Origin of the sequence: Paenibacillus sp. FSL R7-0312 (assembly GCF_038004445.1) — a bacterium.
Taxonomy (GTDB): Bacteria; Bacillota; Bacilli; order Paenibacillales; family Paenibacillaceae; genus Paenibacillus_AQ.
Genome location: NZ_JBBORE010000001.1, coordinates 1,770,095 through 1,787,455 on the forward strand (window position 1 = coordinate 1,770,095; position 17,361 = coordinate 1,787,455).

General features: G+C 53.7%; 14 protein-coding genes. 13 read left to right on the plus strand and 1 reads right to left on the minus strand.

Annotation, left to right across the window (positions count from 1 at the left end):
- Window positions 1-64: 64 nt before the first annotated feature.
- On the minus strand, window positions 65-1,618 hold the full coding sequence (locus MKX70_RS07685; RefSeq protein ID WP_340839813.1) for an FAD-dependent oxidoreductase: 1,554 nt from the start codon (window positions 1,616-1,618) through the stop codon (window positions 65-67).
- 156 nt (window positions 1,619-1,774) lie between these two features.
- Between MKX70_RS07685 and MKX70_RS07690 the strand changes: the two genes are divergently transcribed.
- The 13 genes from MKX70_RS07690 (at window position 1,775) to MKX70_RS07750 (ending at window position 17,075) form a co-directional block, all read left to right on the plus strand.
- Window positions 1,775-3,142 carry a spore germination protein gene (locus MKX70_RS07690; protein ID WP_042240419.1) on the plus strand — a complete coding sequence of 456 codons (1,368 nt, stop codon included), beginning with the start codon at window positions 1,775-1,777 and terminating at the stop codon, window positions 3,140-3,142.
- Entirely contained in the window at window positions 3,139-4,239 is a 1,101-nt protein-coding gene (locus tag MKX70_RS07695) for a GerAB/ArcD/ProY family transporter (RefSeq protein ID WP_042240417.1), read from the plus strand. The genes MKX70_RS07690 and MKX70_RS07695 overlap by 4 nt, the downstream gene beginning before the upstream one ends.
- Window positions 4,236-5,342 carry a Ger(x)C family spore germination protein gene (locus MKX70_RS07700; protein WP_052416775.1) on the plus strand — a complete coding sequence of 369 codons (1,107 nt, stop codon included), beginning with the start codon at window positions 4,236-4,238 and terminating at the stop codon, window positions 5,340-5,342. The genes MKX70_RS07695 and MKX70_RS07700 overlap by 4 nt, the downstream gene beginning before the upstream one ends.
- Before the next feature lie 71 nt (window positions 5,343-5,413).
- Window positions 5,414-5,809 carry a Fur family transcriptional regulator gene (locus tag MKX70_RS07705; protein ID WP_039305505.1) on the plus strand — a complete coding sequence of 132 codons (396 nt, stop codon included), beginning with the start codon at window positions 5,414-5,416 and terminating at the stop codon, window positions 5,807-5,809.
- Window positions 5,810-6,012: 203 nt separating this feature from the next.
- A complete protein-coding gene (locus MKX70_RS07710) occupies window positions 6,013-8,067 on the plus strand; it encodes a methyl-accepting chemotaxis protein (protein ID WP_340781780.1) in 2,055 nt (684 codons plus the stop codon).
- 91 nt (window positions 8,068-8,158) lie between these two features.
- Window positions 8,159-8,971 (plus strand): uroporphyrinogen-III synthase, encoded by an 813-nt coding sequence (locus MKX70_RS07715; RefSeq protein ID WP_042240415.1) that lies wholly within the window; start codon window positions 8,159-8,161, stop codon window positions 8,969-8,971.
- A 78-nt stretch (window positions 8,972-9,049) separates the two neighbouring features.
- Window positions 9,050-9,682, plus strand: a complete 633-nt coding sequence (locus MKX70_RS07720; protein WP_042240413.1) for a ThuA domain-containing protein — start codon at window positions 9,050-9,052, stop codon at window positions 9,680-9,682.
- A 158-nt stretch (window positions 9,683-9,840) separates the two neighbouring features.
- The gene (locus tag MKX70_RS07725; RefSeq protein WP_042240409.1) at window positions 9,841-10,197 is read left to right on the plus strand and encodes a phasin family protein; all 357 of its coding nucleotides are present in this window, start codon (window positions 9,841-9,843) and stop codon (window positions 10,195-10,197) included.
- The gene (locus MKX70_RS07730) at window positions 10,198-11,868 is read left to right on the plus strand and encodes an ABC1 kinase family protein (protein ID WP_042240406.1); all 1,671 of its coding nucleotides are present in this window, start codon (window positions 10,198-10,200) and stop codon (window positions 11,866-11,868) included. It begins immediately after the preceding gene.
- A gap of 424 nt (window positions 11,869-12,292) precedes the next feature.
- Window positions 12,293-14,002: a DEAD/DEAH box helicase gene (locus tag MKX70_RS07735; protein WP_340839814.1), complete on the plus strand. Its 1,710-nt coding sequence runs from the start codon at window positions 12,293-12,295 to the stop codon at window positions 14,000-14,002.
- Window positions 14,003-14,482: 480 nt separating this feature from the next.
- A complete protein-coding gene (locus MKX70_RS07740; protein WP_052416773.1) occupies window positions 14,483-15,460 on the plus strand; it encodes a D-alanyl-D-alanine carboxypeptidase family protein in 978 nt (325 codons plus the stop codon).
- 485 nt (window positions 15,461-15,945) lie between these two features.
- Window positions 15,946-16,554 (plus strand): hypothetical protein, encoded by a 609-nt coding sequence (locus MKX70_RS07745; RefSeq protein WP_340839815.1) that lies wholly within the window; start codon window positions 15,946-15,948, stop codon window positions 16,552-16,554.
- Entirely contained in the window at window positions 16,461-17,075 is a 615-nt protein-coding gene (locus MKX70_RS07750; RefSeq protein ID WP_340839816.1) for a transposase, read from the plus strand. The genes MKX70_RS07745 and MKX70_RS07750 overlap by 94 nt, the downstream gene beginning before the upstream one ends.
- Window positions 17,076-17,361 lie beyond the last annotated feature (286 nt).

The window sequence follows — 17,361 nt, forward strand, 5'->3', positions numbered from 1 at the left end:
CGAAGAGGGACAAGACAGTCCATTCTAATTGTATGCTCTGTACACTACTTTATATGAAGCAGGCTTACTGCTTGGCTGTGAGGTTCTTAAGCGGGACTGTGGCCGGTCCTTCGATCACATCGCCCTCATAAGAGAAGCGGGAGCCGTGGCACGGGCAATCCCAGGAGCGTTCCCCGTTATTCCACTCGCATTCACAGCCCATATGTGTGCAGGTTCTGTCCACGAGATGCAGCTTGCCCTCAGGGTCGCAGTAGCCGCCAACCCGTTTGCCGTCATGGAAAACAACGGCCCCTTCATCCGGTGCAAGATCTTCTGTTTTTTTATGGATAATCTCCACTTTTCCGGCTACAAGCTCTTTGGCGACCGAGAAGTTCTGCACGATGAAATTTTTGATGCCCGGATTAGCTTTGAAGCGTGTCGGATCGTACAGCTCTGTATAAGGGTTGCTGCTTCCCAGGATCCCATCTGCAATTAGGCGTGCAGCCAGCGTCCCGCTGGTCATTCCCCACTTGGCGAAGCCTGTGGCAATATAGATTTCTTCATCCTCCGCCCGCTTGCCGATGTAGGGGACCCGGTCCAGAGTGATGAGATCCTGCGCCGACCAGCGGAAGGGAATGCTGCGAATGCCGAGCAATTCTCCCGCAAACTTCTCCAGATTCTCATAGTGGCCGAAGGTACAGATGCCTTGTCCGGTCTTGTGGTTATTACCGCCGACGATTACGAGCTTCCGCCCGTCCCATTCCACCGCGCGCAGCGAGCGGGTAGGTTCACTGGCACTCAGGTACATGCCGCCCTCATAATCAGCTTCCGGCTCAATAGCCAGACAATAGGACCGCTCCGCGTGCAGCCGCGAGAAATAGAGGGAGCCTCCATCATAGAATGGGAAATGGGAGGCGGACACGGCATGGCGGCATTTAATTTTGAACTTCTCCCCTTCGGTATAGAGGGTGAGATGCCCGTCCGTATCGACCTTTTCCCCGATCATCGTATGCTCATATACCTTGCCGCCCTTGTCCAGCACGACCTGCAGCAGCCCCTTCAGGTACTCCAGCGGATGAAAACGGGCTTGTCCAGGCAGCTTGATCGCACCGCCTGCTCTCAGTGGCAGCGAAACCTGGTCCAGCCATTCTCCCGGCAGTCCAAGCTTACTGTATGCCTCGAATTCAGCAGCCAGCTGCTTGAGCGTCTTCTCATCTCCCCTATCGGCATACAGATACGCAGCTTCCCGCGTCAACCCGCAGGACAGCCCCACTTCTTCAGCCGTAGCGATCATCCACTCCAGCGCTTCACTGTTTGACTGGAAATAGAGCCGGGCCTGTTCCTCCCCAAAGTGCTTCAGCAGATCACTGTAGATCATTCCGTGCTGGGCGGTGATTTTGGCGCTGGTGAAGCCGGTGGTGCCGCCAAGGATCTCTCCCGCTTCGAGCAGAGTGACCTTATACCCTGCCTTGGACAGCAAATAAGCTGTCGTAATACCCGTAATGCCTGCTCCGACAATGGCTACATCTGTGACATGATCTTCCGCAAGCTCCGGAAAAGAGGGCAGTTCTGTACTGCCCCTCCATAATGATTCCGGAAATTGCGGAAGACCTTGCGAGCGGTGATCCTGTGAATTCATGAAGTGATCCCTCCATTAGTCATTATTCATTTCATTTATTACCACACTCCCGGCAAAAGAAACGCCTCGATCCGGCAGCGGGTGTATGAAATGAGGGCGACAGTGCCAAAATAAGGGGAAGTTCCCGGCAATTCGGGCCTGGAGGGAGAATGATCCATGTCAGGACAAGTGCATAAGCAGGGAGTGACCCTGGAATGGATCAGGGGACAGCTGAGCGGTTTCGGTGACCTTGAGGACAATATCATGGCTGTTCCCTCGGGAGAGGTCAGCCTGCTGTATATCAAGAGTATTACGGATGGACTGACGGTCAGCCGGAATATCGTGAAGCCGTTCTACGAGATGGGCAATCCGTCAGCGTACTATAATTACATCGCGGACTATCCCGGGAGTGAGGAAGTTACGGAGGGGACGCGCGCGCTGGATCTTCTGCTAAGCGGTTATGCCTGTATAGGCAGCTCTGGCAAGCTCTGCTTCTTCGATGCGCTCAAGATTGAGGTCAGCAGTGTCAAGGAGACTATTACGGAGAGTATCAGCCAGGGACCTTCCGATGCGCTCAGTGAGAGTCTGGCGGTTAGTCTGAACCTGATCCGGCGGCGTTATCAGTCTTCCGAACTGAAGATGGAATTCACCATTATCGGCAACGTGTCCAAGACCAAGGTGGCTATACTCTATGACGAGAGCAGAGTGAATCACGATGTTCTGGCCGAATTAAAAGAGAAGCTGGACACGCTGAAGCTGGATGTTCTGCAGGCTGCCGGTGAGCTGGAGAAATATATCAGCAGCGATAAGCTGCGCATTTTTCCCAAAACGATTGTTACAGAGCGGCCCGACCGGGTGGTATTCAATTTAGCTGAAGGCAAAGTAGCGGTGCTGCTGGATACCACAGGGTATGCGATTGTGCTTCCTTCGATCTTCAATGATTTCTTCACGGCCATGGATGACAAGATTCAACTGCCTTTTGTAGGGCGTTTCTTAAAAATGCTGCGTATTCTCGGTGTGGCCATGACGCTGTGGCTGCCGGCCCTGTATATTGCCTTTACCTCCTACAATCCAGAGATTGTTCGTGTGCAGATTGCCCTCTTAATCGGGGGGAGCCGGGCTACTGTGCCGTATCCTTCTTTTGTCGAAGTCATTCTTATGATGATCATGATGGAATTTCTGACGGAAGCGAGCTTGCGGCTGCCCAGAGCCATTGGCCCGACGGCCACAACGGTTGGAGGTCTGATTCTGGGACAAGCCGCCACTGCAGCAGGGCTGATCGGCAATATTATGATTATTCTCGTATCCGTAGTGGCGATATCGAATTTCCTGATTCCCCTCAATATGATGAGCTTCTCCATCCGCGTCCTGAAATATTTCTTTGTCATGGCGGCAGCGGTGCTGGGACTCGTTGGTGTTGTCGTCTGCCTCGTAGGCTTTACCATGTATTTATGCAGCCAGCGCAGCTTCGGCCAGCCGTATTTCAAGTTGTTTTTTCTCGATACGCTGGGAACTGCATTGAGGAAGAAAGGCGGTAGACAATGAGGGCCAAGAGCCGCTATTTCTATTGCCTTTTTCTCATGAATACCCTGATCAATATCGTTAATTTCACCCCCCGGGAGCTGATCGATGCCCGCTTCGACGGTGCACAGTCCTCCATTCTCGTTGCAGTGGCTGTGGGCACTTTATTCATCTACCTGTTCACCAAAGTCATTAATAAATTTCCTGGGCAGGGACTGCCGGAAATCTTCGGATCTGCGTTGCCAAAGCTGCTGGCTTCTCCGCTGATTTTGGTATATGCGGTGCTCTGGTATATGGCGGGGGCGCTTATCCTGCTGTCCTTCGTGGATATTACACTGCGGTTTATCAGTCCGGATACAGGTCCTTATGCGGTAATGTTTGGGTTCCTGGCGCTCGTCTGCCTGTGTTCCCGGATAGATTCACTGTCACTTCTCTATGGACTGGAGGTTACGCTTGCCATCACCTTGCCCTTAATCCTGTATACGATGGTCAAGGCAGTGATTAATCCGGATTTCAGCTGGGACGCTGTGCTCCAGGTAATGACCCATTCCTTGCATGCTCCGGATATGAACAGCCTGGCAGCAGCGACCTTTACGTTCAGCGGCTACATTAATATGGCGGTATTCAACCGGGTATTTCATGGGCTGAAGCTTAAGCATATATGGATCCTCAGTCTGGAAGGTTTCCTGATGCTGCTGGTCACTTTTTTCGTGCCTATAGGGTATCATGGGACAATCGGTATCGAGCGGCATGTGTATACCTGGTTCACGACGGCGGACAGTATCCGTGTTGAAGCTTTTTTGATCGAACGCATGCTGTATATCTTCTATTTCGCCTACAGTACCTTATCGCTGGTCAGTGCCATTATCCAGTGGCATGTCGGCAAAGAGCTGTTCCTTAGCCTGCTTCCCTCCACATCCGGGAAGCCTAAGACAAAGCTCTGGCAGGAAATTGTTATCCTGAGCCTGTTTGCTGCAGGAGCGGTTGCCCTCTTGCGTCTGGATCAATACAACCTTAATATGCTTGGTGTATTCCTGCTGCATATCCGCTGGTACGGAGAGCTGCTGATGGTTGGATTGCTGTTCTGGTGCTACTGGGTTGTGAGGGGGCGGAGAGCATGAGAAGCATGCGTGGCAGAGTCATCCTTCTCCTGCTGCTGGTGTGTATGGTATTGACAGGCTGCAATTTCAAAGATATTGACCGGAGAATATTTGTAGTAGCCATCGGGATAGACCCCGGTAAGGAGGAGGGGACGTTCAAGGTAAGCCTGAAGCTGGCTATCCCTCAAGGGGATGTTACCAAGATTGATGAGAAGATGCTGATCGTCACTGAAGAATCAGAGAGCATCTCTGAAGCGCTGCGGAGAATGAAGTCCAAAGTAGAGAAGGAGCTGGACTATGTCCACTGCAAGACGCTGATTCTGGGCGAGCAAATCGCCGCCAAAGATATCCGGCATGTGACAGACTGGGCGATGAGGCGCAGAGATATCCAGTCGATTCTTAATTTTGCGGTAGGAAAGCCGGGAGCGCTTGAAGTGCTGCAGGTCAAGCCGCCCTCTGAGCGTATTCCGTCCAACTCGCTGATTCTGGCTATGAGCGGACAAGGCACAGAGTCGCCTTTTATCTCGAGTGTATACTCCTATCAGCTGATGCGGAGTATTTATGAGAAGGGTATAGATCCCATACTGCCGATTATCGAGGCACAGGGGAAGGAGCAGTTCCTGATCGACAAGATTGCTCTGCTGGATAAGAGTAAGATCAAGCTTGTCCTCTCACCTGATGAGACCCGGCTGTTCAATTTGCTGTCCCGTTCCAATCTGCGCACGAACTTTCCCGCCCGTTTAGGCGACGGAATGTATCAGTACTATACGGAGAGCAGTTCTTCCAGCTACCGGATTGTGACGAGGCAGGATGGGGAACCGGCCATTCGCTACCAAATTAAAATCCGTGCGATCCTGGAAGAGAACAGTACGGTGCAGATGATCACTCATCATATGCTGCAGAAGATTGCCGCCGCCGGAGGGACGGAGCTTAGCCAGGCTGTTACTGCATTGCTCCTGAAAATCCGGGACAGCGGAATGGATCCCTTGGGCTGGGGGCTGCATTACGGGGCACGACACTGGAATAATGACACGGAAATGGCGGTATGGGAGAGCCTGTATCCCCGTCTGAAATTCGAGGTGAAAGCCGACGTGGAAGTGAAATACTCGGGAATGATCAAATAGTGTCCCGTGCATTGACGCTTCCAGCATCAGGACTTATACTTGATCTAAAAACAAGTTAGAGGATGATAAAGATGAGAACGCTGAACTTAACCTCTCAACGTCAGGCCGTGTATGATATCGTCCGTAATTCCCATGACCATCCTACTGCTGCCGAGGTAATGAACCGGCTTGTAGAGCAGGGGCATAACCTGGCCTATGGGACCGTCTATAATTCATTGCGGTATCTTTCGGATAAACAAATGATCCGTGAACTGAAGCTCGGAGAGGCAGCCAGCAGATATGATGCCCGTCTGGACGACCATCAGCATATTATCTGTGAAATCTGCGGTGCCGTGGATGAAGTGATGAGTCAGGTTCCGCAGGCGTGGATCGACACGGTAGCGGAGGATACGGGGTATTCAATCACCCATACACATGTTGTATTTGGAGGCGTATGTCCAGCCTGCCGGAATAAGAATTCGCACTAGTGAAAAGAATAAATATAACAAAAGACCGTTTTCATAAAAACGGTTTTTTGCTATGTATCTATGAAAATTATTAAGCAACATATGAGAATAATAATGAATTCTTGAAGAAAAGAGGATTTCCAGCGGCGATATTTAATTATATATTGAGTCTGCAGATTTATCGTGCTTAAGACCCATAAAGAAAGAGAGTGTGAGCCCATCATATGAATAAAAAGGCGCGTCTGACCATCCGCACGAAGCTAATTCTTACATATTTGCTTGTTTTGCTTGTACCTAGCATCATTATAGGCTGGCTGACCTATCAATCTGCCAGCAGTGAAGTCGGGGAGCAGCTCACCCAAAATGCCACGGAAAGTGTAGTGGCGGTTAACGAGATTATCGATGCAAACATTCAATCCAAAATTGCTGATATTAACTACTTTGCTGCACAGCTCACGGCGGACTCTATTAACAATGAAGCGGCGGGGGCGGCCGCGCCTGTACTGGAGGCCAGACTTAAGGAGTATGCCAAACTGCATTCCGATGTACTTGATATTTATGCCGGAACCAGTAAAGGCAAGGGTATCCGTGCGGCCGATATCCAGCTGCCGGACGGCTATGACCCGCGCAAGGAGAACGCTTATATCAATGCCCTTAAGCATGGCAGCGGGATTGTGATCTCTCCGGTATTTCAGACCGTGAATAAAGAGTCGGCCATTGCTATTTCAGCAGTGCTCGAAGGCGGGAACGGGGTAGTGGGTCTGGATCTGAACCTGTCTTCGCTGGCTGATCTGACAGATATCAAGGTAGGCGAAGAAGGCTATATACTAATTATCGACAGCAGCAAGAAATTCCTGGTTCACCCGACTGAGACTATTGGCGAGGAGTCCTCGCTTGATTTCGTGAAGCAAATGTTCGAAGGTGAGAGCGGCAGCTTTGATTATGACTATAAAGATTCATCCAAGAAGATGACCTTCATGGTGAATGAGCTGACCGGCTGGAGAATCGGGGGGACGATCAGCAAGAATGAGATTACCCGTGCGACGAGTGATATCCGGGAGACGGTATTCATTGTAATCTCTGTTTCTGTACTGCTGGCGCTGGTCCTTATCTACCTCAATGTCTCATCGATCCTGAAGCCGCTGGTGCGGCTGCGCAGAGCGACAGAGCTAATCGCCGGGGGCGATCTGTCGCAGGATATCGGGGACTTCCGCAGAGATGAGATTGGCCTGCTGGCTGAGAATTTCCGCCTGATGGTCGGCAATCTGCGGCAGATGATTATCGGTGTACAGGAGATGACCGACAATGTCTCCTCATCCGCAGAGGAACTGACAGCGGGGGCCGAGCAGACTACCAAAGCGATAGAGCATGTTACGATAGCGATTCAGGAGGTAGCGGCCGGAACAGAACGCCAGGTTAACAGTGTCAATAAAGGAATGATAAGTACGGCTGCCACTACAAGCGAAGTAGAGCATATTTCGGGGTTTATGGAGCAAGTATCGGCGATGATGGACAAGACCTCGCTCTCTGCTTCGGAGGGGAATGAATCTGTAATCAGCGTAGTCGATAAGATCAACGGGATTCATGAAACGGTAGAGGAGCTGGGCGGGGTCATTGATAAGCTTAATGAGCGGACCGGACAGATCCAGGGGATTGTCGGTGTAATTACCGGGATCTCGCGGCAGACCAACCTGCTGGCCCTGAATGCTTCCATTGAAGCGGCCAGAGCAGGCGAGCAGGGCCGCGGCTTCGCGGTTGTGGCTTCAGAGGTGCGCAAGCTGGCTGAAGAATCAGAGAAGTCGGCAAGGATGATCTCCGAACAGATTACTTCCATTAATGCGGAGATGATCCAGGCTACAGCTACCATGGAGTATGCGAAGAACCGGGTATCCGAAGGCATTATGGCGGTCGATACGACCGGACGCTCCTTCTCACGGATCCGCAGGGCGGTTAAAGGGGCGGCGGAGAAAATTGAAGCGATGAATGGAGCTGTGCATACGCTGACGGAAGAAGCGGATAGTATGGAGAAGGCCATCGGAGAGATCCGCGGGATCACCGAGGAGGCGGCAGGCAATACCGAAACTATCTCTGCTGCTGCCCAGCAGCAGCTGGCATCAGTGGAAGAGATCGCGTCTTCCTCGGCAGATCTGAGCCATCTTGCCGATGAACTGCAGCGGCTGGTCGGCAAATTCAAATTATATCCGGGAAATCAGGCTCCGGGTGCAGCGGATACCGTCCGGCAAGGTAGCGGTGGTTCCGGAGACCAGCGGAGTTCCTGAAGCTAAAAATGCGCTGCGGTCTTCCCTTTTACCTCCTTTTGCAAGTATACTGATAAGCAATAATATGGGGTGACGAAGGAGAGAAGCATTCATGGCAGAGCAATTGAAGGGCATTACCATTGCCCTGGCGGGTCCGCGCAAGGCGGAAGAAATGGCAAAGCTGATACAGAATATGGGTGGGACTGCGCTGCACCGTCCCGCCCAGGGGACGTCATTTCTGGATGATGCTGCACTGCGTGACGGGCTGACCGCCTGGACAGACCAGCCGCCGGACCTGGCAGTTCTGACGACCGGAATGGGACTCGACGCATTGTTCGAGATGGCCGCGAAGCTGGAGCTTGCGGACCGCTTCCTGGAAGTTCTCTCCGCTTCACCTATTGCTGCGCGCGGCTATAAGACAGTCAATGCCTTGAAGAAGCGGGGGCTGGAGCCCGTGGTGCGCGACGATGACGGCAGCACCAAAGGGCTGATCCGCGGTTTGCAGGATTGGGATTTACAGGGCAAGCGGGTCAGACTGCAGCTGCACGGAGAGTCCGCCCCGCATCTGGTCCAGTGGTTGGAGCATGCGGGAGCAGAGGTCAGCTGGGTACAGCCGTACCGGTACACGCAGCCGGAGCCAGGAGCGTTGGCCCTGCTGCTGGCGGATATTACAGAAGGCCGGGTGAATGCGGTAGCCTTCACAAGTGCTCCGCAATTCCGTTTCCTGGCGCAGTATGCGCGGGACCAGGGCAGGCTGGAAGAACTCGTTCAGGCATTCGAGGATAAGGTGCTGGCTGTATCTGTCGGCCGTCTTACCTCTGAAGCCCTCAAGGAAGAGGGCGTGAAGCGGATCATTATGCCGGAGCATGAACGGATGGGCAGCATGTTCGTAGAGCTGGGCCGGTATATCGCGGCTTCCCGGTAACCGGTAGCACCCGGCCGGGCGGCACAGGAATAGGCAACGTTCCACTACAAAGATAAAGAAATAAGGAGGAGGAGACCCATGGATAAGAGAAAATGCCTGTTACTTGGCGATTATACCCACCCGAGGTTTCACCCGCTGCAAGGCGTAGACAAGCAGGTCAGCGAGATTCTGAATGATCTTCTGACCGTACAGTGCTCGGAGAATAAAAAGCTGCTGTTAAGCGAACATTTGGCAGGATATGATCTCTGCATTGCATATAACGAATTATGGAACGAAACCGTATCTCCCCAGCAGACGGCGGGTTTGCTGAGTTATGTAAGCGGCGGCGGCGGCCTGATTGTCCTGCATACCGGTGTTTCGCTGGCGAAGCGGTATGAGCTGGCACATCTGATCGGCGGCAGATTCACCGGACATCCTCCCTATACACCGCTGAATTTCAAGGTGCGGGAACATGATATCACCGAAGGCATTGAGGATTTCCAGCTCGATGAAGAGCCGTACCGTTTCGAGTTCGACCCCTTCACCGATAAGAAGATTCTGCTTGAATATGAAGCGGACGGGGAATTGCTGCCTGCGGCCTGGTGCCACAGCTACGGTCAGGGACGGGTTGTCTATCTGATGCCCGGCCATCATGAGCCGTCGTTCCGACATCCGGCAGTCCGCCAGCTGATTCTGCGCGCAGCCACCTGGGCGGCACGGATTCCCAGATAACCCGGACTTTTATGAAAGACAGTATATATTTTCGGTGTCCCCGCAAAGTACCTGAGTAATCATCGAAGATTTGGCCCCACTTTGTGGGGTTATTTTGTGAATTGGCCCGCTAAGGGGTATACTCTAACCATAACTGGAATCTTTGGGAGGGAAGTACCATGAGTGATTTGTTCAAGAAAGCAATCTCTTTAGGAGTGGGCCTCACCATTGTCAGCAAGGAAAAGGTTGAAAAGGTCGTAGATGAACTCGTCAAGCGGGGCGAGCTTGCGCCATCGGAATCCAAGGCACTGGTTGACCGGCTGGTGGAGCGCGGTGAAGAAGAACGCGGTACCTTCAAATCCGCTGTACATGAGCAGGTTCAGAAGGTGCTAAGGGAGCTCAAGGTGCCTGTTCAAGGAGACATTGCCGGACTGGAATCGCGCATCGCTGTGCTTGAGCGCCGCGTGGCCGAGCTGGAGGGCCATACGGCTCCCCGCACCCAGGAGGATGTCGTGCCGGAAACGCACACGGAATAAATGGCAGTCCGCATAAGACATGCCGGCCGGTACCGGGCAATAGCCATGGCGCTTATGCGTCATGGCTTCGGCTATATGGTGGAGGAACTGGGCCTTTATCATCTTCTGTCCCTTCCGCGCCGGATTATTACGCAGGAGGTTCACGAAAGTGTAACACTCGGGGAGCGGATCCGCCGGGTGCTGGAGGATCTGGGGCCGACGTTTGTCAAATTGGGCCAGCTCGCCAGTACACGTTCCGATCTGCTGCCGGATTCAATTATACAAGAGCTTATTAAGCTGCAGGACAATGTGCCGCCGTTCTCGGCGGAGACGGCCCGCAATATTATCGAGCAGGAACTCGATCAGCATATGGATGCGGTCTTTGAGTACTTCGAGAACAATCCGCTTGCTGCAGCTTCCATCGGTCAGGTGCACCGGGCCGTCCTGCACGGCGGCCAGAGTGTCGCGGTCAAGATTCAGCGTCCCGGTGTCATGCGGACCATGAGCCGGGATCTTGAAATTCTGCTGGATTTAAGCGTCCTGGCTGAGCGGAAGATGGACTGGGCCAAACAATACGGATTAACCCGGATGGTCGAGGAGTTCTCCCGTGCCCTGATGGCCGAGCTTGATTATGCCCAGGAAGGGCGCAACGCCGAACGTATAGCCGGGCATCTGTCTGCCCAGGATAATGTATATATACCGGCCATCTATTGGGATTTCAGCTCCACACGGGTGCTGACGATGGAATACGTGGACGGAATTACGCTGAACCGCCGGGATGAGCTACTGAACAAGGGCGTCAAGCTCAAGACTATTGCCCAGCAGCTTGTAGAGATGATGCTGAACCAGATTTTTATCCATGGCTTCTTTCATGCCGATCCGCATCCGGGCAATGTCATGGTGCTGGAGGACGGCAAGCTGGCTTTGATTGATTTCGGGATGGTCGGGCGGCTGAGCGAGGAAATGAAGGATGGGCTGTCCGCGCTCGTGATCGCACTGATGCGCAAGAATACCGATTCGATGGTACGTGCCATTCTGCGGCTGGGTGTGATTCCGGAGGATGCCGACCGTATGGCACTGCACGATGATATGGACCGGCTGCGGGAGCAGTATTATGATATCCCGTTCAAGCAGGTCAGCATCGGCAAGGCGCTGAATGATCTGTTCAGCATTGCCCGCAAGCACCAGCTGGTTATTCCGCCGGATCTCGCGATGCTGGGTAAGACGATGCTGACGCTGGAGGGCATGGTCGCCAGCCTCGATCCGGCCTTCAGCATAGTGCAGATGGCCGAGCCGTTCGGCAGGCAGCTGGTGAAGCAGCGATTCAGCGGAAGCCGGCTTCAGCGCAAGCTGCTCGGCGGAGTAGCCGATCTTGCCGAGAGTCTGGTGGAGCTTCCTGCCCAGGCCCGGCAGCTCTCCGCGCTGCTCAGCAAGGGGAAGCTCAAGGTGGAGATTGGGGTCCCTGAGCTCCAGAATCTGGAGCACAAGTTCAGCCGGGTCGGCAACCGGCTCTCCTTCAGTATCGTGCTGCTGGCCTTCAGCATTATTATGGCCGGTCTGATTGTGGCTTCCTCTCTGCGCGGCGAGCCTTCGCTGCTCTGGGATTTCCCCATCGTGGAGATCGGCTCCGTCATCGCTATGCTGATGATTGTATGGCTGCTGTTCTCCATATTCAAATCAGGAAGATTCTAGCGGGATAAGCCCGGGAAATAATTATTCTTCCCCAGATGCACACAAGCGGCGCGAAATCAAGTACAATATATTAAGATAACTTGCCCAAAATTAAAGTGTAATGGAACGCAAATGGAGTGCCGTCTGAATGTCCGGTGGATCGCTGCTGCCCCAGAAACCGAACTTCGACTGCAGCCTTGCGGGCCAGTGGAACGGAAGGGCTCCGGCAACGGGGTTCTTCCGCTTTTGTTTGATACGGATACCTGAGAGCGATAACTGGACTGGCTGTCCTGGCACAGCACACTATGCAGGATGGTGCAGCCGTTGCCGCCTGATAACGGGCTTATGCCGCAGGCAAAGCCTTGTGAATGCGTACATTACTCCGATAAATGGATGAATATAAGTTATGAAGTGAAAACTTAGGGAAAATAGTGAGGTGGAGCAATTGCCGGGTTTTAAAGAATTAGGAGTTTCTGAAGTACTAAACGATCTGCTCAAGGGGCAGGGAATCGTGAAACCGACGCCGGTGCAGGAAGAAGCGATCCCGCCGCTCGTAGAGGGTCTGGATGTTATCGCCCGTGCTAAGACGGGAACAGGGAAGACGCTGGCTTTCCTGCTGCCGATTATGGACAAGATCCGGGTAGAGGCGGCTTATCCGCAGGCGCTTATTCTTGCGCCGACGCGTGAACTCGCACTGCAGATTACCGAAGAAGCGCGCAAGCTGGCGCGGCATACGGGAGTGAAGATTCTGGCAGTCTATGGCGGACAGGATGTGGAGAAGCAGCTCCGCAAGCTGGAAGGCGGCAGACATCTGATTATCGGAACGCCGGGACGGCTGCTGGATCACCTGCGCCGGGAGACGCTGGACCTTGGCGGCGTGAAGATGCTGGTGCTGGATGAAGCGGACCAGATGCTCCACATGGGCTTCCTGGAGGATGTAGAGACGATCATTACGGCTGTGCCTTACCGCCGCCAGACGATGCTGTTCTCTGCGACAATGCCGGACCCGATCAAACGGCTGGCTGCGAATTATATGAAAGAACCGCTCGATATCATTATCAAGAGCGGGTCTCCAATTCCGCTGGACAATATCCGCCAGCAGGTGGTGGAATGCTCTGACCGCAATAAGGAAGAAGCGCTTATTGCCCTGATTGAGCGGGACCGTCCGTATCTGGCTATTATTTTCTGCCGGACCAAACGCCGGGCCATCAAGCTGAACGAAGCGCTGCAGGCAGCCGGGTATGACTGCGACGAATTGCACGGCGACTTGTCCCAGGGCAAACGCGAAGCCGTCATGAAGCGGTTCCGCGATGCCAAGCTGCAGCTGCTGGTTGCTACGGATGTAGCAGCCCGCGGGCTTGATGTGGAAGGCATCACCCACATCTTCAACTACGATCTTCCGCTGGATGCGGACAGCTATATTCACCGGATCGGCCGCACGGGCCGCGCCGGAGGCAAGGGCCTTGCGATCACGTTCTCTTCGCCGCGTGAACGCGCCGGGCTCGAACTGATCGAGCACGGCATTTCCCAGCGGCTGGACCGCCGCCGGTACGAGAAGGATGAATTCGGCGTTGGCGAATTCACCTCTGTGCAAGGCGGCGGCTCGCCGCGCGGCGGGCGGCAGAGCGCAGCGCCTGAAGCGGCGCGCGCTGGACGCGGCGGCCGCGGGCAGGGCCGCAGCGGCGGTGCTCCGCGCGCGGAAGCCGCAGGGCGTCCGGGCGGACGCGGTCGCGGCGGCAAGGAAGCAGGCGGCTGGGGTGCGCCTGCGGAAGGCGGAAGCCGCAGCCGTAAGGACGCGGCAGGCGGTGGCGGCAAGCGCAGCGCGTACAGCGCGGCTGCGGCTCCGCGGGGCGGCGACTCCGCCGGCAAGAGCGCGGCGAAGCCAAGACCGGGCGGCGGCTACGGCGCCTTCGCCAGCGGCGGCGACAGCAGCCCGGCTCCGGGTTATGCCGCTGGAGCGAATGCCGCAGGCGGACGCGGCGGCAATAAGGGTGGCGGTGCCAGAAGCGGCGGCCCGAGCAGCGGCTACAGCACCAATGTATCCAGAGGCGCGGATGCCGGCGGATTCAGCTATGGTGCTCGAAGGGCGCCGGCTCCGGTGCCGGGTACAACCCGGGCGGAGCGAAGTCGAGCCCGAAATTCCGGGCGCATGTAGCCCGCAGCAATGAAGGCGGCGGCTCAGGCGCGCCCGCTACCAAGGGCGGCGGCTCACGCGGCGGTTATAGTGCCGGCGGCGGCTCCAAGGGCGGCAAAGGCGGCTTCAGCTCGGGCGGACGCAGCAGCGGCGGAACCTCATCGCGCGGCGGACGCAGTGGCGGCTCCGGCGGCGGTTCACGCGGCGGACGCGGCTCATCCAGATAAAGGCGCTTTACATTCATAAGTGAAACTTGTTACCATAGGGCGGTTAGCGTATCGGCTAATTGTTCTATGGTAATATTTGTTTTAAGGGGCTACTGCACATTTATCAGCCCGGACTGAAACATTTCGGCCCTTCAGCCTGTCTAATAAATGCATGAACAGCTCCGCTTCACATCAGAAGAAGATCTGTACGGGAAGCTGGCATAGCTTAGCATTCATGTTTACCAGACTAAGCTTTTGGGAAGAATACAGATTTTTAGGAGGAACGAAACTGCATATGTCCAGAACTACCAAGATTGTCATCATGTTCATCGTTGTCATTGCTGTCGGCTGGGGAATCGGGAAGTATACTAGCCCATCCGCTTCCCGGGAAGACGGAACGAATATAAATACAGGTACCGATCTCGGGGCAGGGCCGGGTACGGCGCCGGAGACTTCAGCACTGCCAAACGCAGATCCGGACAGCCAGGAGCAGGGCTCCGGCAATAATACAGGGGCTGAGCCAGAGCCGGCTGTAACTGAAGCCCCGGCGGATTCAACGAGCGGGGAGAATAATGCGGCCGGGGCTCCGGAACCAACGGACAGGCCTGCCCCTACGGACAAGCCTGCCCCTACGGATAAGCCGGCGGCTACGGATTCGGGCAGTAATGGTGACGCAGAGATGGTTGCCGCCGAACCGGAGAGTATCGCGGTCATGGTTAATAAGCAGTACAGATTGCCTGACAAATATAAGCCGGCCGATCTGGTCTATCCTGATGTGCCTTTTATTTTCTCGGAGAAGATCGAGAAGCGGATGCTGCGGCGTGAAGCTGCCACGGCGCTGGAGGAGATGTTTGCCGGAGCGAAGAAGGACGGTATTTATCTGGCCGGCGTATCCGGCTACCGTTCGGAAGCGACCCAGAGAAGGCTGTTCAATAACTATGTAGCCCGGGATGGTGAAGAGAAAGCCCGTACCTACAGTGCGTTGCCCGGACACAGCGAGCATCAGACGGGTCTGGCGATAGACCTGTCCGGCAGTGATGGCAAATGTGCGGCCGAAAGCTGCTTTGCCGGTACGAAGGAAGCTGAATGGCTTGCGGATCATGCCGCTGAATACGGATATATTATACGGTTCCTCGAAGGCAAGCAGGCGATCACCGGATATATTTATGAGCCTTGGCATGTCCGTTATGTAGGGAAGGAGATTGCCGCGTCCGTATCGGAGAGAGGGATTACCCTCGAAGAATATTATGATGCCGTTCCGGTGTCGAATTAATGTGAAATCGATGTACAGCCGACCCCATGGTTCACGGGGTCTTTTTGTGGTTTTATTCTATATTCTATCCTTCACTCTCTGAATAGTTGGACTTCCGGGCGTCTGCTATTGCCGTAATGCCATATTTACGTATTTACGTATTTACCGTGGTTGCTGTAGTTGTCGTTGGAATTCACCGAATCATCAGCTATCTGGGGCAGAAATAGAGTAACTTTATACAAAATCCTGCCCAAAATACAACATTTCCCTCATCCTATCGGCGCAAGTCCAAAATGTTGTATAAAAGGAAGGATTTCACTGTGTTCAAGGGGTTTATCAGGATTATTCTTGTAGTTTATACAACAATCCGCCCGAACGCCCTGCTATCAAGAAATCAAAGTTGCAGAACGTATAGGCGTGTTGATTTCCCAAAAAAAGGGACGAAAAAGGCCGCCATTTCGGGTAATGGTAAGTACGACCAAACCAAACCGAAATGAGGCGACCTCATGAATAAATATACCCCATTTTTAGCCGTTTTCAAACAAGTGTTAACACCGGAAGAAGTCCAAATGGTGACCGGACAAACCGAGGACTACGTGGATAGAGGAACCAAAATGACCGTCGGGTTGCTGCTCGATTACTTTGTCCAAGCCTGCTACCACAAATGGGACGGATTCCGGCAGAGTGCCCGCTTAGGCCCACGCTTTGACTTGCCAGAAATTCATTACTCCACCCTTTCCGGCAAGGCCGGTGAAGTCCCTTACGAAATCTTCAAACGTATCTTTCAACTGCTCGTCACGAAATGTAACCGCCAAACCCGGCGGCATTTGAACCTTCCTAAAGATCTTTTGCTGATTGACTCGACTACGGTCACGGCAGCGAACTCTCGAATGCCTTGGGCCTCGTACAAAAAATTCAGAGGGGGTATTAAGCTGCATGTTGCTCTTTCGCATGGCCAGCGTTCACCCCTGAACGTGAAGGAATCGATCGCGAAGCTAATGACGCTCCGTTTGGAGAAGTCTTGGCAGATACGGACTACATTTTGGTACAGGATCGGGCGTATGGAAAAATCAGCAGATTGGATCAATATGTGCTCCAGGGCCAGTCGTTTGTGATTCGGCTCAAAGACAATCTCCATTTGGTGAAGCCAAGAGAACTCCAGCGACCCGCAGAGGGAGAAACGAAAATTGTTCGTGATATTACTTGTTATATCGGTCAAGGGAAGTGCCAATCTGCTCAGCGCCACCGGGTCGTAGAATTTGAAAATGACCGGGGTGAAGTCGTACGGGTCGTGACCGATTTGAGAAAAGAGTCCGCTCATGTGATCGCTGAAATCTACAAGGCACGCTGGGAAATTGAAGTCTTTTTCCGCTGGATTAAACAGCATCTGAACGTGCCATGTCTATTTGGAACCACCGAAAATGCGGTATACAGCCAATTGTTTGTGGCCCTTGCTGTCTATGTGCTTCTGAAACGCGTTTATGATGAAATCCACCCCAACGTGCCTGCCTTTGCTCAACTGACCCTTTGGGAATTTATGCAGCATTGGCGTATATTTAGTCTTCCGCTGGAGTGGCAGGTTCAACTTAGTCTGCTCAGGAACAAAGGGGTTTTGGGAATTATATCCATCCCATAATATGGGGAATCAACAGGCCTGTAAAACGTACAACATTAATGTCTACAGTGCTTCCTAAAGAGTCTCATTCTGCCGGCAACGAATCAAGCTTATGGAATTGATGTATTCCTCCAGTCCCACACAGCAGCTGAACGGTAGTTGTAGGGTTGTTGCTGCATTGCGGTTTATTCTTGTAAGGTTGTTGCTAAATGGGGTTTATATAGTTGAATAGCTGAACCTGACGCAAGCGGACTGAGAAGCGCTTATTTCTCCATTAATCATCATATTGGCGCCGAAGCGGACTGAG